17 protein-coding genes are annotated in these 22,470 nt (G+C 34.7%); 8 read left to right on the top strand and 9 right to left on the bottom strand.

Features of this window, described 5'->3' with window-relative positions; all coding sequences use genetic code 11:
- The first annotated feature begins 89 nt into the window (after nucleotides 1-89).
- From CES88_RS00740 to CES88_RS00765, 6 genes are all read left to right on the top strand, one after another.
- On the top strand, nucleotides 90-2,363 hold the full coding sequence (locus CES88_RS00740) for a hypothetical protein (RefSeq protein WP_290729593.1): 2,274 nt from the start codon (nucleotides 90-92) through the stop codon (nucleotides 2,361-2,363).
- Nucleotides 2,356-7,347, top strand: a complete 4,992-nt coding sequence (locus CES88_RS00745; protein ID WP_290729596.1) for an RHS repeat-associated core domain-containing protein — start codon at nucleotides 2,356-2,358, stop codon at nucleotides 7,345-7,347. The genes CES88_RS00740 and CES88_RS00745 overlap by 8 nt, the downstream gene beginning before the upstream one ends.
- On the top strand, nucleotides 7,334-7,669 hold the full coding sequence (locus CES88_RS00750; RefSeq protein ID WP_290729599.1) for a hypothetical protein: 336 nt from the start codon (nucleotides 7,334-7,336) through the stop codon (nucleotides 7,667-7,669). The genes CES88_RS00745 and CES88_RS00750 overlap by 14 nt, the downstream gene beginning before the upstream one ends.
- Before the next feature lie 226 nt (nucleotides 7,670-7,895).
- On the top strand, nucleotides 7,896-9,110 hold the full coding sequence (locus tag CES88_RS00755; protein WP_290729602.1) for a hypothetical protein: 1,215 nt from the start codon (nucleotides 7,896-7,898) through the stop codon (nucleotides 9,108-9,110).
- Nucleotides 9,111-9,165: 55 nt separating this feature from the next.
- A complete protein-coding gene (locus CES88_RS00760; protein WP_290729605.1) occupies nucleotides 9,166-10,401 on the top strand; it encodes a hypothetical protein in 1,236 nt (411 codons plus the stop codon).
- A gap of 235 nt (nucleotides 10,402-10,636) precedes the next feature.
- Nucleotides 10,637-13,162 carry a hypothetical protein gene (locus CES88_RS00765; RefSeq protein WP_290729608.1) on the top strand — a complete coding sequence of 842 codons (2,526 nt, stop codon included), beginning with the start codon at nucleotides 10,637-10,639 and terminating at the stop codon, nucleotides 13,160-13,162.
- 119 nt (nucleotides 13,163-13,281) lie between these two features.
- Here CES88_RS00765 and CES88_RS00770 read toward each other — a convergent pair whose 3' ends face one another.
- The 8 genes from CES88_RS00770 to CES88_RS00805 all read right to left on the bottom strand — a co-directional run bounded on the left by CES88_RS00770 (nucleotide 13,282) and on the right by CES88_RS00805 (nucleotide 20,115).
- Complete coding sequence (locus CES88_RS00770; protein WP_290729611.1) at nucleotides 13,282-13,920, bottom strand: hypothetical protein; 639 nt, start codon at nucleotides 13,918-13,920, stop codon at nucleotides 13,282-13,284.
- Nucleotides 13,921-14,111: 191 nt separating this feature from the next.
- Nucleotides 14,112-14,264, bottom strand: coding sequence for a hypothetical protein (locus CES88_RS00775; RefSeq protein ID WP_290729613.1), 153 nt, complete (start codon nucleotides 14,262-14,264; stop codon nucleotides 14,112-14,114).
- Between the two features lie 127 nt (nucleotides 14,265-14,391).
- Nucleotides 14,392-14,946, bottom strand: coding sequence for a NifU family protein (locus tag CES88_RS00780; protein WP_290729615.1), 555 nt, complete (start codon nucleotides 14,944-14,946; stop codon nucleotides 14,392-14,394).
- Between the two features lie 16 nt (nucleotides 14,947-14,962).
- Complete coding sequence (locus tag CES88_RS00785; protein ID WP_290729618.1) at nucleotides 14,963-16,183, bottom strand: cysteine desulfurase; 1,221 nt, start codon at nucleotides 16,181-16,183, stop codon at nucleotides 14,963-14,965.
- Nucleotides 16,183-17,439 (bottom strand): Fe-S cluster assembly protein SufD, encoded by a 1,257-nt coding sequence (sufD, locus tag CES88_RS00790; RefSeq protein ID WP_290729621.1) that lies wholly within the window; start codon nucleotides 17,437-17,439, stop codon nucleotides 16,183-16,185. Before sufD ends, CES88_RS00785 begins: the two co-directional genes overlap by 1 nt.
- An 8-nt stretch (nucleotides 17,440-17,447) precedes the next feature.
- Nucleotides 17,448-18,200 (bottom strand): Fe-S cluster assembly ATPase SufC, encoded by a 753-nt coding sequence (gene sufC, locus CES88_RS00795; RefSeq protein WP_290729624.1) that lies wholly within the window; start codon nucleotides 18,198-18,200, stop codon nucleotides 17,448-17,450.
- Nucleotides 18,201-18,211: 11 nt separating this feature from the next.
- On the bottom strand, nucleotides 18,212-19,639 hold the full coding sequence (gene sufB / locus CES88_RS00800) for a Fe-S cluster assembly protein SufB (protein WP_290729627.1): 1,428 nt from the start codon (nucleotides 19,637-19,639) through the stop codon (nucleotides 18,212-18,214).
- Nucleotides 19,636-20,115, bottom strand: a complete 480-nt coding sequence (locus tag CES88_RS00805; RefSeq protein WP_290729630.1) for an Rrf2 family transcriptional regulator — start codon at nucleotides 20,113-20,115, stop codon at nucleotides 19,636-19,638. The genes sufB and CES88_RS00805 overlap by 4 nt, the downstream gene beginning before the upstream one ends.
- A gap of 210 nt (nucleotides 20,116-20,325) precedes the next feature.
- Here CES88_RS00805 and CES88_RS00810 point away from each other — a divergent pair, with 210 nt between their 5' ends.
- The gene (locus CES88_RS00810) at nucleotides 20,326-21,105 is read left to right on the top strand and encodes a sterol desaturase family protein (protein WP_290729633.1); all 780 of its coding nucleotides are present in this window, start codon (nucleotides 20,326-20,328) and stop codon (nucleotides 21,103-21,105) included.
- Here the strand turns inward: CES88_RS00810 and CES88_RS00815 are convergent.
- The gene (locus CES88_RS00815; RefSeq protein ID WP_290729636.1) at nucleotides 21,102-21,350 is read right to left on the bottom strand and encodes a hypothetical protein; all 249 of its coding nucleotides are present in this window, start codon (nucleotides 21,348-21,350) and stop codon (nucleotides 21,102-21,104) included. The two genes, CES88_RS00810 and CES88_RS00815, sit on opposite strands and share 4 nt — an antisense overlap.
- Nucleotides 21,351-21,546: 196 nt before the next feature.
- Here CES88_RS00815 and CES88_RS00820 point away from each other — a divergent pair, with 196 nt between their 5' ends.
- On the top strand, nucleotides 21,547-22,434 hold the full coding sequence (locus CES88_RS00820; RefSeq protein ID WP_290729639.1) for a rhomboid family intramembrane serine protease: 888 nt from the start codon (nucleotides 21,547-21,549) through the stop codon (nucleotides 22,432-22,434).
- Nucleotides 22,435-22,470: the final 36 nt, after the last annotated feature.

A 22,470-nucleotide genomic window follows, 5' to 3' on the forward strand; every position in this document is an offset into this window, starting at 1 on the left:
AAGGACTACTGTGTAAATAATGCAAAATACTTGTTATTTATTGGGTAGATGATATTTGTGACTTGGTGCGTAATTATTTTGGAGAAAAAATGAGAAAGATGGCCTTGGCAGTTATTGCTTTAAACTTACTTCTAGTTTCTTGTAAGAAAGAGACTTTTCCTGCTGCAGCACCTGTAGTGAATGGAACTGAACATGTCGATACTAGTGACTCAAACGATGGTGTAGCCGATAGTGATAATTCTCCTGTTGAGGTTGATAATAGGCACGAGATTACTAAGCTCATTGAAGAAACAGATTTAGATAGTAACAAGTTTTCTGTCGTCAGAAAATTATACGAAAAAGAAGTTTCAAAAGTAACTTTGTCTGAAGGGTCAGATACAGCGGAGGTTCTAGGACACATAAGAGATCTTTCTAATATTGTAAAAATGGTTAAGGGAAAGAATCACTTCGCAGTAATGTGTGAACTCTATTCGATAAGTGGGTGTGATGGTGTCTCAAGTGCAGCTGACTTAGCTAGTAAGTTAAGAGGAAAGTACTTAGAGACAGATTCTTTGAAAGGAATCATTTATGACCTAGTTGCTTTTGAACTAGTAAGCGAAGAAGAGAAAGAGAAGTTTTTAAATAGTAGAATGACTCTTAACTTGCTTAGCAATAGATTAAATAGCTTCTCTATAAGGGGAGGTATGAGTTATGAGCTTATTTCAACAGGATTAAATCTATATAAGAGTATTTTTGAAAAGTTAAGCGACAACTCACTTTATAAAGTTCTTAATAAATTTGTAAGAAGTTACAAAATTGAATCAATTGTTTCCGTTCAGGGAGTTGAGAAGCACTTTGAGCGATATATTTCTATTATAATAGAGATGATAGATGAAGATCGATTAGTATTTGAATTAAATAGGAATGAATTATCCTTGATAAAGGTTTTTCTTAAGAACGGGCAGGAGATCTCCTTAAAGAATAAAATTTCTAATCTCTTCTTTATTTCGTATGGATTTATTGATTCTGAAGTAGATACAGAAGAATTTTTGAAGTTTTTAGATCTCTTAATATATGAAGAAATGAAGAGTTCAAAGGATAATTTACTCAGTGATTTTTTGAATATTCCTTTCTTGAGTAGTCAATTGGAAGTGGATGAAGTCTCAAAAGTGATAGAGGAAAAATTGAAATCAGCTCTCACTGATCGTTCTGTTGAGTACAGACTGCACTTACTAGAAGTTCAAAAGCTTAAGTTTAGACTAAGAACTGACTCAAGCACTGAAGCAAATAAGGAAATTAAAAAATCTATAACAAGTGCTCTAAATTCATATTATGACAAAAACTACAAATCAGATAATGTGTTTAATCTTGATTCTTCTTCAGATAATTTATTTGGAAATGAAGTAGATGTTGAAGATGAAACAGTAATAGTAAAGTTTAGAGAGTTAAATATTATCGCTCCAGGAGTTTATGGAATAAAAAATAAACACTTGGATATAACTTTTGAAGAAGGCGTTTTGGGTCACCCCTTGTCTCTTATTGTTACTAATGGAAAGAATATTAAAGTCGATTCCGTAAATATTATTGGTCTCAATATTTATACAGTCCCAACTCAAAAGAACACAAAGACTCTTGATGCAGAATCTATTCTAAGAGAGAAATACTTTCCTTCGCTACCAGAGCAATTTGAAGAGGAACTAGTGATGGATAGAAGTTATCAAGATCAAAGTCATAGTTTTAATAGAGCATGCTCTACTTTTGGTGCGCAAATAATGGGACAAGTAACAAAGGTCACAGAAGTAGGTATTAGAAACGAAGGCCTTATTGGGTACGTTTCTAGCCCTCTTCTCAATCTTAATGGAAGAAATGGTCTAAACGCTGGGAGTGTTACGATCAATGCCCCAAGTATTAAAAAAATCACACTTATAGCAAATGGTGAAAGAGGTGAGAATGGTCAAAGTAATTCGTCATTATTTTTTGATAATGGAGTGATGAGAAAAACATTTGAAAGAAAGTTTAAACTAGAATGTGAGACCATTGATATGTTCTGTTATGATAGAAGAGAAGGGAACTGCACTTCTAGAACTAGTACCGTTATTGATAATGGTAGTGTCGTAGTAACTCTTAAGCAGCCTTCTCCAGGTCTTGCAGGTAGAGGTGGAGATGGTGGAAATATTACGATAAAAGGAAGATTGAAAGACAGTCTTATAAGTAATGTTGGTGGGAAATCTGGGGTGTCTGGTGCTAACTACACTGAAGATGTATTCTATAATTCATACTTAAGTTCTACCAATCCAAACTTATATTCACCTACTTATAATTCTAATTTATTAGAGAGTAAGTTACATGATGGACAAGCAGGTTCATTACTTGTTCATGAATAAATTTTTATTATTCATATTGATATTTTCTCAGAGCGTATTTTCTCAGGACTTAGATCTTGAGGAAATCGCGAAAGATATTTCAAGTTCTACAAATAGTATTAACCATAGCGATATTTATCATAAGAGTATTCCATCTTTTAAAGTACAAGAAAACCTTGGAAACTTTTCAACTTCATTCTCAATTCAAATTTTTAAGAATCTCGTAAACTTCGATAGGGTTAAGTTTAATTACTCATCATCAAGTTACAAAAATTCTGGTTTTGGAGTTGGATGGGAGGTTGATCTCCCAAGAATAATATTCAAAAAATCGACACCGAAGAAGTATGAGTTTGTTGTTTTGGGGTTTCAGTATGTAGATAAGCTGACTCGAAGTGAATCCGACTACCCAGAATTTGAGCAACGATTACAAGATTTAAATCTTACTCAGAGCTATAGGGTTTATATCCCTCGTAAAATTGGGAATTTTAATAAGTATCTTCGATTTGACGATGGGTCTTGGTTAATAATAAAGAAAGACGGAAGCTATCTTAAGTTAAATGAAAGAGGTCTTGTTGTCTCTATCTCAGACTCTTTTAATAATAGAGTTCAAATTGAGTGGGAAGAAGACTTTCCTAAGAGAATATTCTCAACCTCTAGTGAGGCCTTATTTGAATACGAAACTATCGATGATCTTCCTTATGTAAATTATAATTACCTTGTTAATAAGAGGGAGCTTCGGCGAGTCGAAGTGAAGAGTAAGGGAAGTTCTGCGACTTATAAGTTTAATATTAAGTCAGGCTATCTTCAAAGCGTTAAGAAAGTAGGAAGTGAAGTAGCTATTCTAGATGTAGAATATGCTGATCTTGTATCTAAAGAAGAGCCAAAGTTTGAATTCGAACACAATACTAGCTATGTGTTTGATAATTCTCTGTCTACCCCTAGTCTCTATAAGAAGAACAAGAATATTCATCTCTTTCTTGATCTACAAGGGGATAATTATAGCGATGAGCTATATTATAAATCGAGTGATTACTTAAGAAAAGTAATTGAAGTCTTTTCTAAATCCATCTCTAATAGTGAGTTAAATTCTTCAACTAATATAGATGAAGTTCAAAGTGAAATAGATACGATATCTTTAGGTAAGAAAATATTCTTAAGTGAGTCTGGTCTAAAGAAAGAGTATCAATCCAATTTTAGAGAAAGGCCATTTAGTGTTTTCGTAAAAGAAGTGAATAGTAATGGAAGATCTAGGTATAGGCTTAACTACAGCACTAATATCATGAAAGTATTGGATGTTGACCAAGATAATGTAGCAGAGTTAGTTGTTTGTTCCGGCGGTGATAAATTGTCTCATTCATTAGAGGATTCTAAAGAAAGAAAGAATTCTATCTTTGAGTACTCAAGAACTGGGAGAGTTGATCCTTCTGAGAATTCTTCACAAGCTAGAGTATATAGTCTTCAGAAGACTAATGGATTTTTAAACTTTGAATTACGAAGGGATATTAATTTAAAATGTCATAGTGATTCGATTTTTGCTGATATTAATCTAGATGGAAGTATTGATGTTATAAATGGATCGGAAGTTTATTTTGGAGATAATAGTTCTGGATATTTTCAAAAGAAAAGTATCTCTTTAGATAAAGTTGTTAATGTTGATGATTATACTCGCGTAAAAGATAAGAAGTTTATTTATTCATTTGATAGAGCTACAAAGAAGATTAGATTTGTCGAGGGAGAAGGAGAGTTTAGGTCTCCACTAGAGAATCAATCCGTTTATAGTTTTAATGATCATTTTAAATATTTAAGACTTGATACGAATACAAAATTATTATCTAAAATTAAAAATTCTCATGGTGGACTTCATACTGTTAATTATGATTATAAAGGTAAGTGGGTTGTTTCATCAGTTAAAAGTTCTTCGGATGAGTTAGTAGAGACTAGTTCTTATAACTACATTACGCCTGTTTTAAATAATCAAAGCGGTCTTTTTGAGGGGTTTTCAATAGTAGATATTGAGAATAAGAAAAATAGTGATTACTTCAAAAATAAATATCAAAGACTTATTTTTTCTAATATTAGCGATATTTCCTCTTCTTATTCTTGGGGAAAAGACGAACTCTATGGATACTTAAGAAAGAAAGTTAGTGGTTCCTACGATGCTGTTCAGTACAATAAAGGTGAGAGACATATTGTTCATAATGATTGGTCTTTTATGAACCTTAGTGATGATCAAGTCTTTATTTATAAGAGTAAGAAAACAGATAGTATCGCTTTTGATAACACTATTGTTAGAAATAAATCTTTAATTAATGAGTATAAATTCAATGAGGATAACTTTCTTTATGAGTCTATTGAAACAAGAGTTGAGGGGGGATTGTTAGGACTATTTTCACACCTTAGTGAGAATAGTCTTAGTACTGTTAAAGAGTTCTCTGAAGATAAGAGTCGCTTAAAGACGTTTGTAAAAAAAGAAATTATAAGTGATGATTTTATAAATATAAAAAAGATTATTCGAAATATATATGATGTAGAACTTGGTTATATAGTTGAAAAGTATACTAATGAGAATCAAAGTGAAAGTCTTTATCGCGACTCATTCGGGCGATTATCAAACGTCTTAAGAAATAATACAGATTACTACTCATTTGAATATACTAAGGACACCAACTTGATTTCTTCTTATGAGCGTAATGATAATAGAGTAAAAGTCAAAAGTGATAGTATAACTGGACAAAAACTAGAATTAGTAACGCTAGTAGGTGATACTGTAGAGTATGAGTACGACTCTAGTGACAGACTTATTAGGGTCATGAAAAATAATACCGAGATTATAAATTCTGATTATCTCGGCGACAATAAAGTTAAGTTGAGAAGAGCGAATGATATAGAGAATATTGAGTTGGACGCATGGGGAAGAGTTAAAACTAGTCAGAAAATTGAGCCATTTTCTTTGGAAATAATGGAATCTAGAAGCGATAAAAGTGGAGATGAGTTTTTAAAAGTTACAGGAGAGCAAATTACATTAGAGAGGTATTACGATGAGTTTTCAAGGCCAGTACAAGAAATTGATCATTTAAGAAACTCTAATAAAGAATACACTTATTCTATAGAAGGAAGACTTGAGTATTTAAACGGGAACTTAATAACTACTTCTGATCATAATGAAGGTTATTCGTTTAACTTTGAAGCTACTTTTGGAAACTCTGTTGAGATGAGCTATTCTTTAGATAATAGAATGAGAAGAGTTAAGGGGAACTTGTTTGATACTAAATGGGGTTATAATCGAGAAAATGCAGTTAATTTGAGTCAAGTTAAAGGAGAAGGAGTTGAGTTTGATTTTATTAGGACATTTTCCACAAATTTATCGAGCTTTACTCTTTCAGATATGGCCCTAGGGTTGAACTCAACATTTATTAATAATGAAAGTGGAAAGTTCTTGGAAACAAAATGTTTAGGCGGGGCTTGCCGAGGATTTTATAAAGTTCAAAATTCTTACGAAGATACACTTTTAAAAGAAGAAGTTATAAAGACAGAAGGGCTCTCTCAAAATATTTATTATGAGTATGAAAAATCTAATCTTTCAAAAGTGGTGTCAAAGGATTATGAACTCAGTTTTGATTATGACCAGTTTGGTAAGATTTCCAAAACGTCTATTGGAGGCTTGTCTTATGAAAGAGAGGAGGATTACTTAGGTAATATTCTCTCGTTTAAGCCTTATGTGAACAATGTTCAGTATAATAATCATGGTCTGGTTAGCAATATTATCTTTAATGATAAATTAAAGATAAGCTTCTCATACGATGGTCTGAGGCTTATTCAAACTTCTATGATTAAATCTGGCAATAATGAATACAATATTAAGGTCAAACAGAATGATCTTAACTTGATAACTTCCGTAAATAGAACCTCTCGAAATGGAGGTTCTAAGAATACATATCACTATGATGCTAATTCTCAGTATATATCAGCTCTTAGAGAAAGCACTTTTGAAAGGAACAAGAAAGGGCAAGTCGTATCAATAGAAGAGCGTAAGTTTTCTTATTGTTATAATTTACTTTGTCAGGCCGACAATCTAAGCTTCTTTTACTCTGAGAACGAAGAGCTTAGAATAGTTACCAATAAGAAAAGAATTGTTTTTGAAAAAATAAATAATAACTCTTTTAAAGTTGAAAATGATATTATTCACTCATTCAAAATTGGAGGGAAGATTGTAGCAGTCTCTATCACTAATGAAGTCTACCCTGTTTTATCTGATCATCTCGGAAGCGTTGTTGCAATGTTTGATCAAGATGGAGAGTTACTATGGGAAAGAGAATATAGTGCTTACGGAGTAAAGAGTTTGATCTATACTTCTAATAACAAAGCGAGAATTCTCGAGAGTAAGACAATTTTTAGTTTTGCTGGTTTGATTGAAGTTCCAGGAGTAAGTCATCTCTATTGGTCTAAGACACGAATTTATTCTCCAAAGGTAAGAGAGTGGATGACTTTAGACCCTGCTTATATCTGGGAACCGTTATCTCTAGTGAGTAGACGAGGAGATTGGAATCCTCTTGTCTACTGCAATGGTGATCCTGTGAATTTTATTGATCCTAGTGGGTATTACAGTGAATCATATTCTCTTAGTGCAGGAGATGGTTCAAATGATTATGATGGAGCAACTTTTAATACACAAAGAGAAGCTGATTGGGCAACAATGGCCATCGATCAAAACCAAATAAATAGTATAATGGAACAGGATAGACTAATAAGTAATATTGGTATGGGGATAATTGGAAGTGCTGTACTGGCCACAGGGGCATACGCTTACGGTCCTTCTCTTTATGCTTCAGTAATGACACTTGCAGCTCAAAATCCACAAGCCGTTAAGGAAGGTGTTGAGCTGGCAAATCAAGTATTGCTTAAAGGAAAAGGGAAGGCACCAAGTTCTAATGTTCCTGATACTTTTGTTAACTGGTTTCAAACAGGAAGAAGATTTGTTGAAAAGGTAAGAGATGAGCTTAAATAGAGTAAAATATACGATTAAAAAACTTTTTTTTTCTGTTATTATCACAGTAGTATTGTCTTATGCTTCTCATCCAAGTCGAGGGCCACAAGGATATGAGCTTGTTACTTTAGATTATCAAACTTGGCTAGTGAGCATTCCTTTCTGCTTTATTTTTTTTTATTTCATATACCCTAAAGTGTTCAAATATGGAGGTGTAACTTATATTTGTCCTTCTTGTGAAACAGTTAAAGACTATCAACTGGCGAGCAAAAACGAAGAAAACTGCCCTGAATGCGATACTCCAATGGTGCCGATTGAAGGTTTTTACGATAAGAAAAACTAGGTATTACTGTGAGTCCTTCTTCTAGTGTTCCTAATACAGCAATAGGAGCGATCTAAAAGTCTATTTTCTCAAAACTCTAGATTTATTTAGTTAATTCGCCAATTAATTGTGGGGATATTTTCACACTTCTTTTACGTATATTTAATATCTTAGAGATATTCTTAACGAATACCCTATAGTTTTGCTTAGAATAGCCGATATACATTTGTATTAAAAAAGGTGAACAGTGAAAATTATTCTAACTCTATTTTTAACTCTCTCAGTATTCTCTTCTCTCGCGCAAGAGAATTTTGGTATCAAAGAAAAAGTTGATAGACTTGTTAGTCGAAAAATAACAGATATCTATTCAAAAGAGATTGTTAGTAGAATTGAGAACTACAATGCCTTAAGAGCTAATCCTAGAGAGTATTTTGAATCTGTTGGAATCGAAAGTTCTGAAATAGAGGCAGCTTTTAAAATTTTTCCTGAACTTACTAAAAATAGTTTACCAGAGTTAATAATTAGAAAGTCAGGTATTTTAGTTTTAAGAGACCGAGGTAATGTCGTAAAGTTCACATTTAAAAGTTTAGCAAGTAGAGAAGTATATATAAACGGTGTGAAGATTAAAACTCCGAAAATGACAAAGTATAAATTTGGACAATTCTTTAAGGACTTTAGTGATAATATGTATGAGGGCTTTAATAAAAAGACCACATTCATGATGTTTATTAACTCGTTAAGCCTAATTCCTTCTGTCCATGCTCAAGAATCTGACTATTTAAATCTTCCTGATGGTGAAGAAGTCCCTCACTATCATCGAAAGGGCTATAGCCCTAAAGATAAAATAATTGATAATCTTTATAGTGATGAAAAGTTCAGGCATAATGTTAAGCAGACAAGTCAGGTTCTTTTAGCTGGAATTATGGCACTTGCTGGAGACCTTGAATTAGAACAAGTCGCAAATTATGAGAATAAGAAAGAGAATCTACCTGCGAATTTAAAGAAGCTTTATAAGCATATTGATAAGCTTGCAAATATGTGTGATGAAGAACTAGCTAAGCCTGAATCAAAACTATTCACAGAAAATAATGATGCTACAAAAATGATTACGGCACTTGATCGGATTAATGAAAAAATTAATAGATTGGATTCCATGGGGAAATCTTGGTGGAATGAGGTTGATAGACTTGTATGGAGAAGAACTTCGTTTCATTTCGATGCAGATGCAAAATCTTATAATATTTGTCATGTTGAAAGAATAAAGAAAATTTATGAAGATAAGAATCTTTGTGGAAATATGGAGAAAATCTCTAATTGTCTTATCAAATATAGATCAACTGGGAGAGTTAGTGAGAAAACTCTTACCGACGATCAAATGGATCTACTACTTGATCACCCTCTTGGGCGTGACCATGGGCAAGATGATGTTCTGAAGTGGATTAACACAAGTAAAGAAAAATAGCTTAATATTCTCTTATTATATCCCGATAAGTAGTTAAACTTATTGGGAGATTTTGATGCGATTTATACTAATTTCTTTCTTATTGATGACTAGTAGCTTAGGGCAAGAAAACTTTGGAATTAAAGAGAAAGTTAATACATTCACAGAAAGGCAAGTCAGAAGAATTCTCGCTGCAGAGTTTGTAACAAGACTTGAAAAATTTAAAACACTTCAAGATAAACCTAAGGAGTACTATGATTCTTTAGGACTAAGTAAATCTGAAAAGAAATTCTTTTTTAAAATCTTTCCTAATATTTCAAAGGAAGAACTCCCAAAGATGACGATGAGTAAAGCAGGTGAGATTAGACTTACTTATCAAGGTGAAGTTGCGCGCTTTTCCCTAAGTGATTTAGAAAAGAGACAAGTATATATTAAAAATAAACTCGTGATGCTTCCAAACAGAGATTTTAAAAACTTTATAGAGTATTACAGAGAGTTTAATAAAAATATCTACATTGCCTTTAAAGAGAAAACCTCTGCTTTTAATATTATGAGAAGTATATTTTTAATTGAGGGCGTTCATGCCGAGGAGGTTGATTATCTTGATCTTCCTGACGGAGAAGAAGTTCCACAGTATCACAGAAAGGGGTGGGATCGTAATGATGATGTAGATAATCTATATAAAGTTATGGAAGATGAGATGAGAGATCGGTTTGGTTATGATTCCTACCGAGAGGTTAAGCATAATATAAAACAAACAAAGCAAGTATTACTCGCTTCACTTATGGCCATCGCTGGAGATCTTGAATTACATCAAGTAGCAAATTATGAAAATAAAAAAGAAAATCTGCCAGCTAACTTAAAAAAACTTTATAAACGTATCGATAAGATGGCAAATATGTGTGACAAAGAAAGAGTTGAAACTAACGGGAAGTTTAAAAGTGGAAGCGAGGCCACAAAAATGCTTACAGCTCTTGACTTAACTAATGAAAAGATAAATAGACTGAATTCTATGGGGAAAATATGGTGGAAAGAAGTTGATAGACTCGTGTGGAGAAGAACTTCATTTCACTTCGATGCTGATGCAAAGTCTTATAATATATGCCTCGTCGAGCGAATTAAAAAAATGTATTACGACAAAAACTTGTGTAGTAATATGGAGAAACTAACAAAGTGTTTAGTCGACTTTAGAACATCAGGTAGAGTAAGTGAGAAATATTTAACTGACGATCAAATGGATTTACTGCTTGATAATCCTCTTGGGCGTGACTATGGTCAAGATGATATTTTAAACTGGATACAAGAAAAGTAGTATTTCAAAATTATTGGCCAAGGTTTCTATACCTTGGCCTTCTATTATTACAGCACCAATTTAATTCTCTCTTAAGCGCCCCATTTTTGTGGCTTCGATATTTGACAAAATATTCTGAGTTTCAGTCACTTTGTAAAAAACCTATAAGTTATTGCTATTTCATTATAATATTAATCTAAAGTAAAAAGGTCGGGTTTCCGAGAAGATTAAAAAGAATATTTACTATAGGTAGAAAATGAAAAAGATATTTTATAATTTAGTTTTCTCTTTCCTTGTGGCTTTTCAGTCATATGGATTCCCATATTCATCTAATAATGAAATTCAAATTTATAGTAAAGAAGCAGAGTCTTTTTTGAGTTCGAAAGCAAAGAAGTGTATTGAAGATAGTGACAAAAAAGGTGTAATGGACCAGCTTAATCAAAAGCTTGGCTGCTCTAATTTTAGTTCAGCTGAGAAGGTTTGCAATTGCATTGACAAGAGATTCGATAAAGAAAAGTTAAATGAGTTTTATGATGGTTATATGATGACGGAATTAGAAAATCAGATGCAAATGGCATTATCTCTTGATGAGTCTACAGTTGAACCGAAGCAGCTTATGGTTACAAAGTTGACAGATTTAAACTTAATGTATGATGAAATGGGAATAGGTGGCTGTTCTTTTGGTAACAATGATGCTTATTTTAGAATTATTGGAGCAGATTATAATAGAGATAAAAATAAGAAAGCTCCAGGAGAGTCTAATAATACTCTTAATAGGCAGCACCAAGTTTTCAATCGTATGCTCAAAGAACTTAAGTCTGCAAAACCTACAAATGATGAGCTAATGGCCATTTCTAAAAAAGTGTCAGAACAGACTGGAGAAAAGTTTTTTTTAGAAAGTAGGTTAGAAAATACTACCGAAGCTCGTAGTGACGATGCTAAAGCCCTGTATGATATTAAAGAAGAAATTATTAACGAGTACGTATCTTTTCATCTCCATGAAATTAAGTCTGGTGTAGACCCTGATGAATTTTTTATTAACAAAGTTTCATCAAACTTAACTAAAGAAAAGGGGCGAAGTGGGTGTCGTAAGCTATTGTCTTATGCTGCGGTAAAAAAGGAATCTACTTTGAATGATAAGATTACTTCTAACTTCGTAACTTTTTTTCCTGAAAGTTACTTAAGTAAATCAAGTGATGAAAGTGATCGTAAGGATAGACTTAGTAAAGTAAGCTCATCAATATCGTCTATGAATTCTACATTTGCTATGATTGGTCCAGCTGAGCATGAAAAAGATATTTTTTACTGTAGAAAGTATAATCTATTTCGCGAAAGATCTGCAGCGATCTCTTCAAATAAGCCTTTAAGGTTAGCGCTTGCTAAGTTAGAAACATTAAAAAGTGTAGACCTCTTAGCGGCTCTTTCTAGTTCCTCATCTTCGAGTGATGATGGAGGAGTTCAGAGTGTTTTAAATCAAATCGAGGAGCTTGAGCTTGCAATTATGAATGGATTTGATATGAATAAAGATGCTCTTAGTTATGCACTAATGGGATTTAAAATTTGGAAGGTAGATAAAGGTGTTCAAACAACAGTCAATGATAATGGAACTATTGCTTTTAGTCAGATTGATTCGTCAAGTCGTGGGAGGCAATCAATATCTGAAATGATGAATGCTAAATCAAGAAATATTGAAAGGGCCAGAAATAGATCTTCCTCAAGAAAATCGTCTTCTATACCATCATTTGTTGTTGCTAGATCTACAAGTATAAATACTATTGAGAGTAAGAATTCTTCTAGGTCAATAATTCAAGAGAAAGGGAATAATGCCACCACTTCTAAATCGATAGCTCCATCTTCTAGAAAGAGCGGAGACAATTACTTCAATCAAGTGAGTAGAGCAAGTAGTTTCAAGCCGACGGCGAAGAGCTCGCAAAGAGCTAATGAGTTTAGGAATAAGAGGCAAGAGAGTCAAAGAGATAGAGAAGAGTCTTATGATGACTACATTACAAAGAGAATAAATAATTTAAAACAAGACAAAATTAATACAGAGAAAGCTTTAAGTGATGAGCTTGCTTCGACAAAAGAAAGTTTAGAGCTAGCAAAGCTTCGTGAAGAGCTTAGAAAGCAGAGTGAAGAGATCGCCAAGCTTTCTAAGAAGAAGGAAGAGGTTGCTGTTGCAGAAGCTACGCCGTCATCTCGTAATGCTCCTTCTTCGCCTGTAAGCTTTAAGTCTCCTTTAGCGTCAGCTCTAGATAAGTCTTTCATAGGAAACTCTTCTGATGAGCCTGGGACCAGAGCTGGAGAGGGAACAAATGGAAGAAGTGCTGCCTCTGGATATTCTGCAAGTGCAGATCAACCATCCTCAGGAAGTTCTAGCTCTGGAAGTAGTGGAGGAACGATTGCTAATACTGGATTCTCAGGAGATGAAAGCTCATCAATTTCTGGAATTAGTTTATCTTCACTTAGAAATATTGGTGATGATGTTCAGGTAATAGATAACTCCAACTTAGGAGAGATAAGGCCTATCATTGTAGATGCTTCATTCTCTGACTTGAGTGAAGAGGAGAAGAGAGAGAAAATTGAAGAGCTTTTAGAAAGTAATCCAGAGGAAGAAGTCTATATTGAGTTCCCTGATGGAAAGGTTCTGAAGTTCTCTAAGAAAGACGAGTTAAAGAAGAAGGCAAAGGCAAAAGAGAGTGTTGCCAAGAAAGAAGAAGATCAGAAAAAACGAAATATATTCTCTTACGAGACATTGAAAGATATTATAGATAGCAATAAGTAATTAAAGACAAGACTATGTCTCCTTGTTCTTAGGAGGCATTACTTCTAGAGAAGTTTACAAATAAAAAGCCCCCAACTTTCGTTGAGGGCAATTTTTTTATTTGTAATATCAATTTTGAATTAATACTTCTTTGCTCTTTTCATTAGTTTCTTTTTCAACTTTCCTTTCATGTTAAGGAGTAGAAGAATACCACCGTTTTCACCGTCTTGATCATTTCCGACAACTGAAACATTTCCAGCTTTCTTATCATTCATGTAGTAACTGAAAGTTGCGATAGCTCCATCAATTCCTAGGTCAGCTGGAACGAAAACTCCAAATACTTCTGGACCAACGTAGAGACTCATATTGTGAAATTTCTGAATTGAAAAAGCAACTGCTGGAAGTTGTCCACCTGCAACACCTGGAAGAGCTCTTCCTCCTGGAAGTCTTTGTGGATCAAGATTTCCTAGTCTGTCATCAAATACATCGTCTAGAGATACTGAGACAGATAGTAGTGTTCCTGAACTTTGAAGGTCTGGTGAGATTTCAACATACGAGTTTGGATACTTTGGAATATTGTATCTAAGTCCACCATCTAGAACCATATTTTCAACAACCATAGAGATAAGTAGATTATCTTCTAGTAGCTGAACATGTGGTCCATCAATACCTTCAATTTCGATGTTCGAGCTTTCTGATTTACAAGAAGTAAAAGAGAGTAATCCTAAAAGTGAAAGAAATACTAAAGAGTATTTTCTTGCGTGAATAAATGCGTTCATTTTTCCTCCAATGAATTTTAATTGCTGTGCTTAAATCATTTTTCGGAAATATTTTCCTACAACTTAAAAAAAAGAAGGCCTTTTGTGTTTATGTCGGGGAGCTACGGTCAAGTAAAGAGAGAGAAAAAGAGTGGAGGTATTATTCATACCTCCACCCAAAACTGATTAGAAAGGAAAGAGTGGTTATATGGCTATAACGCTCTTTGTTTGGAAATGAATTGAAGAAGTAATTCTTCACAATCTACTTCAACGCCAAGTTGTTCTAGCAGTTCTTGTTTTTCTTGAACTTTTCTTTCAAGTTCAGTTAGTTCTGATAGGAGCTCAAAGCAGTTGCGAATTATCATTATTACCTCGGATCAATATGTTTGATAGGTAAAACTATTGTATCTCTATTGAAACTAAAGTCAAGTGTATAAAAAAAGCACTTCTGGTAAAGTGCTTTTTTTTAATATTTTCAATGTGTTAAGTTATTTAATAACTAGGCGCAATGTAGACATCTATGTCAGGATTATACTCATCTCTAAGAATACCTTTAATGGCCTCTAGTGTCCCCGTAGTAGAAGACGGGCAAGTCCCACAGGCTCCTTGGTATTGAACAAGGAGAATATTGTCTTCAAAAGAGATTGTTTGAATATCCCCACCATCACCTTGAAGGCCTGGCCTAATAGTCTTATCAAGAATGGCCTCAATCTCTTTTAGCTCTGGAGTAAGGTTCGCTCTTCTCTCGGCCTCTGGGTCAGGGTCAAAGTAATTTGGATCGTGCTTAGGGTACTCAGACTCTATGTATTCCATAATGTTAGGCTCCATAGCATCCCATTCTTCGTAACCAAATTTTGTGATTGTAATAACATTGTCGTAGAAGTGAAGTTGATCAACTCCTCTAACAGTAAAGAGAGTAAGTGCTAAGTTATTATCTCCGCAGTCCATAGGAGATCTATAGCTTGAATTACCTTCAATTTTAACAGGCTTATCTAGGATAAACTTTAGAGCATTTGGGTTTGGTGTTGGTTGGATTTGAATGTCCATATATACCTCTTTTTCTTTATAAGAATTCTTTCGTTTTTATTATTCCAGCAACTAGGGCATCAACTTCTTCTTTTGTATTGTATACAGAGAAAGATGCTCTCGTTGTTGCAGGTATGTTAAATCTCTTCATTAATGGCTGTGTGCAATGGTGTCCAGTTCTAACCGCTATCCCTTGTCTATCTAAGAGCGTCCCGATGTCGTGTGGATGAGCACCATCAATTGTAAATGAAATAACAGATGTCTTTTCTTTAGCCGTGCCGATAATAGTAAGGCCTTCAATTTCGGAGAGCTTCTTCGTTGCGTATTCAAGTAATTCATGTTCCCAGGCCTTAATTTTATTTAAACCAATTGATTGGATATAGTCGACAGCCGCTTTGAGTGCGATGACGCCTGCGATATGTGGAGTTCCTGCTTCAAATTTATGAGGGAGTCCATTATAAGTAGTCTTTTCAAAAGTTACTACATCGATCATATCGCCGCCACCTTGGTAAGGAGGCATCTTGTTTAGAAGTTCTTCTTTGCCGTAGAGAACTCCAACTCCTGTTGGCCCAAACATTTTGTGTGAGCTAAAGGCCAAGAAGTCACAATCTAAGTCCTGAACGTCAATTTTCTCATGAGAGATCGACTGAGCAGCGTCAACAACATAGATGGCTCCAGCTTCGTGAGCAAGTTTAATCATCTCTTTTATAGGGTTGATTGTTCCAAGAGAGTTCGAAATATGATTGGTAGAAACAATAGCAACACGATCATTTAATAAATTCTTATAAGCGTCTTGATCAATTTCTCCGAGATCATTAACTGGGATCTCTACAACTTCTGCGCCAACTTCTTCGGCAACCATTTGCCAAGGAACAATATTAGAATGATGCTCTAAAGTAGAGAGAAGAATTTGATCTCCCTTCTTTAGAAACTTTCTCGCGTATGTAGAAGCAATTAAGTTTAGTGACTCAGTTGTTCCCTTCGTGAAAATAACTTGGTAGTCATTTTCCGAATTAATTAGCTTTTGGATACACTTCCTAGTTTCTTCATACTTAACTGTTCCCATCTCACTTAGATAGTGAACACCTCTATGAATATTTGCCGCTTCGTGAGAGTAGTGAAGATTAAGTGCTTCTATAACTGGAGTACATTTAAGAGTACTTGCAGCATTATCAAGATAGATTAATGGCTTCTCATGAACTGTTCTTTCAAGTTCTGGGAAGTCCTTTCTAATTTTTGCCACATCAAAGTTATCCATTATTTTTCGCCTTGATCTAAATTTTCAAAAATAGACTTTTCAAATGATTCAAATAGAACGTTTGATAGATAGTTTTCAATAATATCATCTTCAATTTTAGAAATAGCATCAGCGCAGTAGGCGTGAATAAGAAGCTTCTGTGCTCTCTCTCTACTTAATCCTCTAGATTGTAGGTAGAAAGCTTCTTCGTCGCTCATTTGCCCAACAGTTGCTCCGTGGGCGCATTTGACGTCGTCTGCATAGACTTCAAGCTGTGGTCTTGTATCGACGTGGGCCTTCTTTGTCAGGAGTAAGTTCTTATTTAATTGTTCCGAGTTTACTTTTTGTGCATCTCTAGCAACTAAGACTTTTCCAGTGAAAATCCCTCTTGAACTATTATTTAGAACACCTTTGAAAAGCTGAGAGCTGTCAGTATGTTCGGCAACGTGGTGAATGAGAGAGAAGTTGTCACAGTGTTGATTACCATCGAGTGTATAGAGTCCATCAACAGAGGCAAATGAACCTGCTTCTAAAAGAGCAACACTTAGGTTATGCCTTGCTTTAAGAGCGCCTGTATTAAATGTGAAACTCTTAAAGTGAGAATCTTTCTTTAATGTTGCATTCACACTTCCTGCATGAAAAGACATATTTCCTTCTATTTGGACTTTTACGTGCTTTGCTCTTGAACCAGCTTCTAATTTGAAGTTCGTTACCGCTGCTTGGTTATACTTTACTTCATCCGCGCCTTTGAATACTTCTACAAAGTTACATTCTGAGAATGCATTCATCTGAATATGAATTCTTGGAGTAGAGAAAGCGCCTTCACAGCTACTGTCATGGATAATTGTTAAAGGCGTTTTTAGAACAAAGTTCTGGTCCACATTGATAGAGATTACTTTCTCACTTACAGTTGCGTTTAGCATGGCAAAGATGTCTTTATTATCATCACCATAGTCTTCTAGCTTTAGCTCTGCAGTAGACGTCTCTTCAATTGTAATTTCTTTTGGAAGCTTTGTTTTAGATGTTAATAAGTGTCCATTTGAAAAATAGAGAGCATATTCACCTAAGAGTGCGGCTTCCTCTTGTTGATCGCTAACTGTCGCAACTTCAAAGTTTTCAGGAAGTACATCAGTTAACTTTGTATAAAGCCAATCTTCCATCTTTGTGTGTGGAAGACCTCTGTCTTTAAAGAAATCTAGCGAAGACTTCTGAGCAGGAGATATTGCCAGCGCCGTTAGATCCTTAATATAGTTTTCTGTTAATTCATTAATTTTCATTTTAAACCTTACTTGATTAACCAGTCGTAACCTTTTGCCTCTAGTTCTAGAGCGAGTTCTTTTCCACCAGACTTAATAATCTTCCCTTCATAGAGAACATGAACATGGTCTGGAATAATATAATCTAAAAGTCTTTGGTAGTGAGTTACAAGGACAACAGCATTGAATCTATTCTTAAGAGCATTCACTCCCTTGGCCACGATTTTTAAAGCATCGATATCTAGACCTGAGTCTGTTTCATCTAAAAGAGCAAGTCTAGGGTTTAGTACTGCCATTTGGAGGATTTCATTCTTCTTCTTTTCACCACCTGAGAAACCAGTGTTAACAGGTCTATTAAGAAATTCTTCTCTCATTTCTAATAGTTCAAGCTTTGGCATAAGAAATTCTCTAAATGCAGCCTCGTCCATTTCTGCGGCACCTTGTGACTTTGAAACTTCGTTGAATGACTCGTGAAGAAAATTAAAGTTTGTTACTCCTGGGATTTCAATAGGGTATTGAAAGCCAAGGAAAATTCCATTCTTTGCTCTCTCATCAGCTTCTAGTTCAAAGAGGTCAGTATTCTTTCCATTGATATTGTACTCAATAGAGCCTTCTGTGACTTCGAATGCTGGATGACCTGCAATAACTTTTGAAAGAGTACTCTTCCCTGAACCATTTGGTCCCATTATCGCGTGAACTTCACCGGCCTTAATCGTTAGATCAATACCTTTTAATATGTCCTTCTCTTCAACTTTTGCATGTAAGTTTTTTATTTCAATCATTGCTATTTTCCTTATCCAATCGAATTTTCTAATTTCATTTCAATTAATTTCACTGCTTCAACTGAGAACTCTAAAGGGAGTTCTTTAAAAACGTCTGAGCAGAAACCATTTACGATCATAGAGATACATTTCTCCATATCCATTCCTCTTTGTTGCAGATAGAAGAGTTGGTCTTCACTTATCTTTGACGTCGAGGCTTCGTGTTCTACAGTAGCAGTATTATTTTTTACATCAATATATGGAAATGTGTTCGCCGCGCATTTGTCACCAACAAGCATTGAATCACATTGAGAGTAATTCCTAGCACCTGTTGCTGAAGGCATGACTTTAACAAGGCCACGGTAATTATTCTCAGACTGTTCTGCTGAAATACCTTTTGAGATAATCGTACTTCTCGTATTCTTACCGATGTGAACCATTTTCGTTCCAGTATCGGCCTGCATTTTATTATTTGTTAGGGCTACCGAGTAGAAAGCTCCCTGAGAGTTGTCGCCAATAAGATTACAGCTAGGATACTTCCAAGTAATTGCAGAACCGGCCTCAACTTGAGTCCATGAGATTTTTGAGTTTCTTCCGAGGCAATTTCCACGCTTAGTTACAAAATTATAAATTCCACCAAGACCATCTTTATTACCGGCGTACCAATTTTGAACTGTCGAGTATTTTACTTCAGAATCGTCGAGAGCAACGATCTCTACGATCGCAGCGTGAAGTTGATTCTCATCTCTTTGAGGAGCGGTACAGCCTTCAAGGTAGTTTACGTAACTTCCTTTTTCGGCAACGATTAAAGTTCTTTCAAATTGTCCTGTCTCTTTGGCGTTAATTCTAAAGTAAGTTGATAAATCCATTGGGCATGTAACACCTTCTGGAATGTATACGAATGACCCATCCGAGAAAACGGCAGCATTTAAAGCAGCGTAGAAATTATCAGACGGAGGAACAACCGAGCCTAAGTACTTTTTAACGAGTTCTGGATATTCTTTTACGGCCTCAGAGATCGAACAGAAAATAACTCCAACTTCTTCAAGGTCTTTTCTATAAGTCGTTGCAACTGAAACACTGTCAAAGACTGCGTCTACGGCAACACCAGAAATTCTCTTTTGTTCTGTTAGAGGAATTCCAAGTTTTTCAAAAGTTGCTAGGAGCTCTGGATCAACTTCATCTAGGCTTGCAAGTGTTTCCTTCTTCTTTGGGACCGAGTAGTAGTAGAGGTCATTAAAGTCTATGGCCGGAACATCGAGCTTGGCCCAATTTGGAGCTTTCATTGTTGTCCAAAGTTTATAGGCCTTGAGTCTATAATTTAAAAGCCACTCCGGTTCCTCTTTCTTTTTAGAAATAAGTCTAACGATGTCTTCGTTTAGACCTTTAGGAAACTCTTCCGTTTCTATATCTGTATAGAAGCCGTACTTATACTCTTCTGATAGTATTTCTTCGCTCATACCTGTGTTCCATTTGTCGTAAAGTCTTTAACAATATCCTTAATTGGACAAAGTTGATTTGTATCACTGAACTCTTCACCAAAGAGTAATTCTTGAATGGAGAGTGAATTTAAAAATTGATTGAGTTTTTCACTGAGCGTACTCATTGGATTAACAATATTACAATCACAGTGAAGTTCGCAGAGACCTTTATTCGTTTGGCAAATTGACTTAACTTCTTTTGCCTCGATGATTCTTGCTAATTTTAAATAACTAATCTCGGAGAGGTCGGCACTAATTGTGTATCCGCCCTTGATTCCTTTTACAGAAGATAGAATGTCGTGAGAGTTCATGACTTGCATAACTTTTGCGGTTGTATCAAAGGGAGTTTTAAAGTGATCGCAAACTTCACGAGCGCTTGTTAAATCGCCACCTTTTTCGACCATGAATTTTAACGCCATTAAAGCGTATTCAACTTTTTTATTAACTTTTAGCATTTGCTATCCTAAGTTATTAAAATGTATTAATTTCAAATAATTACACACATATACCTTTATATAAGTTAAAAAGAAACCTATATTGTTCATTATAGGGCAAAAAGTACGGTAAATTTTGACTTATTTTGTTTGATGGCCCAAATTAATTGGTCTTCTACGTTATTTTAGTAGGTTATAATGGAGCTTCTAGCTTCAATTCTAGGGAGAAGTATGAGCTATCGGCTTCTAGCGTTCTTATCGATTCTTTTCATTTTTTCTTTCTTAGAATTATATCTAAAGAGAAGAGACGATCCTAATCCTCTAGGTGAGAGGTGGAGTAGGAAATTATCAAACTTTCTTCTGTTGTCTGTTGGTGCTTTATTTTCATTGCTATTTATTCGAGTAGCGCCCATGGCAAGTAGCGAGTTTGCTTCTGCCCATGAAATAGGAATTTTAAATTGGTTAAAGCTTCCATTCTTTGCCGAAGTCATTGTTGGAGTGATTTTTTTAGATTTAATTATTTATTTTCAACATAGGGCCTTTCATCGATTTAACTTTCTTTGGAGATTTCATAAAGTTCATCACGTAGATAATCTTTTAGATTCAACAACAGCTCTTCGCTTTCATCCGATTGAAATTCTTCTTTCACTCTTTGTGAAATCATTGGCCATCCTAGTATTAGGTGTAAGGGGAGATGTCGTTCTCGTTTTTGAATTTATCCTGAGTTCGATGGCCATATTTAATCATGCAAATATTCAGCTTCCCATTTTTGTGGAGAAGTATTTAAAGTTTTTTCTAGTCACTCCAAATTTCCATGTCATTCATCATCATCCAGAAAAAGAATTTCACAATTCTAATTTTGGTTTTAATTTATCATTTTGGGATTACATATTTAAAACAAGTCAAAGTGGACTGGGGATAGATTTTTCAAATTATAAGTGTGGGTTAGAGGGAGAAGAAGAAAATAGTTTAAAGGGAATGCTTGAAATTCCCTTCAGGAAGCTAGATTAAGCAGCAGTTCTTTCAGTTCTTCTTGTCGATTGCTGATCCATGTACTCGTAGAGTAGGTAGTCTAGAGTTTTATCTTCATAGAGTTTTACAAAACTTTCTATTACACAAACTTCGACTAAATCACTTCTAAGAGTTGGCGCCTGCTCTCTTTGAAGTTCCATTAGGTAATCGAAATCTAATTGAATTGATTTAGAGTGAGTATGTTTTTCAATTCTTGAAAGTATTTGTGATTTAATTTGTGACATTTAGTCTCCTGTGCTTCGTGCAAAATCTATATATATTAAACAGATTGCGTACTTACTGTACTTATCGGAAAAAAGAGTGGAAGTTTAACTATCAGAGTTGAAGATTTCCAATTTTCTTTGGTATTATAGATCATTATAGAAAATTTTCACTAATAATTTTTAAATAGTTTAAATCAGTTAATAAGATAGGTAATAAATGATCCCCTTTGCAAGTCTCGCTGACAAGAATATGGCCGATAAAATTGCTACAGAAATAAAGAAGCATGGAATATTTATTGAAGTGAGCCGGCTTAGTGATGAGTATGTTCTAAGTGTATTAAAAGAAGAAGATGTAGAACAAGCAACTGATATATACAGAGTGATGTTAGGGTTACCAAAGCAGTTCAAGCCTTCTAAGGAGTGGACAGAGATACAGGCCATTCCAATGGGGCTTACAACTAAAGTTGTAATTCTCTTCTGTGTTATTGTCTACGCCCTGGATGCTTTTAAGATTATGCCGGAGCTTTATTCAGTAATGAAGATTTCTGAGAATGCAAACTTTGAATTAGCAGAAATAAGAAATGGACAAGTGTGGAGACTCGTCACTCCAATTTTTCTTCACTTTGGCTTCATGCATATTCTCTTTAATTTGATGTGGATGAAAGATCTTGGAAAAATTATTGAAAGAGAGAAGTCTTCAAATTTTCTTCTCGTATTTATAGTTATTATTGGAACACTTTCTAACTTTTCTCAGTTTCTTATTTCTGGTCCAAACTTTGGAGGAATGAGTGGAGTGGTCTACGGACTCTTAGGTTACTTGTGGATGTATAAGCGTATAAATAAAGAAGCAGAATTCTCACTTCCAAAGAGTGATGTTATGTTAATGATTGGTTGGTTCTTTCTCTGTTTAGTTGGCGTCTTTGTCTTTGCTATTGCAAATATGGCCCACGCCGTTGGTCTAACTCTGGGAATGCTTCTTGGGATCTTCTATGGAGCCAGAGATTCAAAAGAAAGTACTTCAATAAGAGATATTGGGCTTTTCTCTCTCTTAGCGTTTGCTCTTCCATTAATTACATGGGTAGTAGAGATCATTAGAATAAAGTAATTACAGAGGTTTAGTTCTTTAGAACAAACTAAAGTA

Origin of the sequence: Halobacteriovorax sp. JY17, assembly GCF_002753895.1 — a bacterium.
Lineage (GTDB): Bacteria > Bdellovibrionota > Bacteriovoracia > Bacteriovoracales > Bacteriovoracaceae > Halobacteriovorax.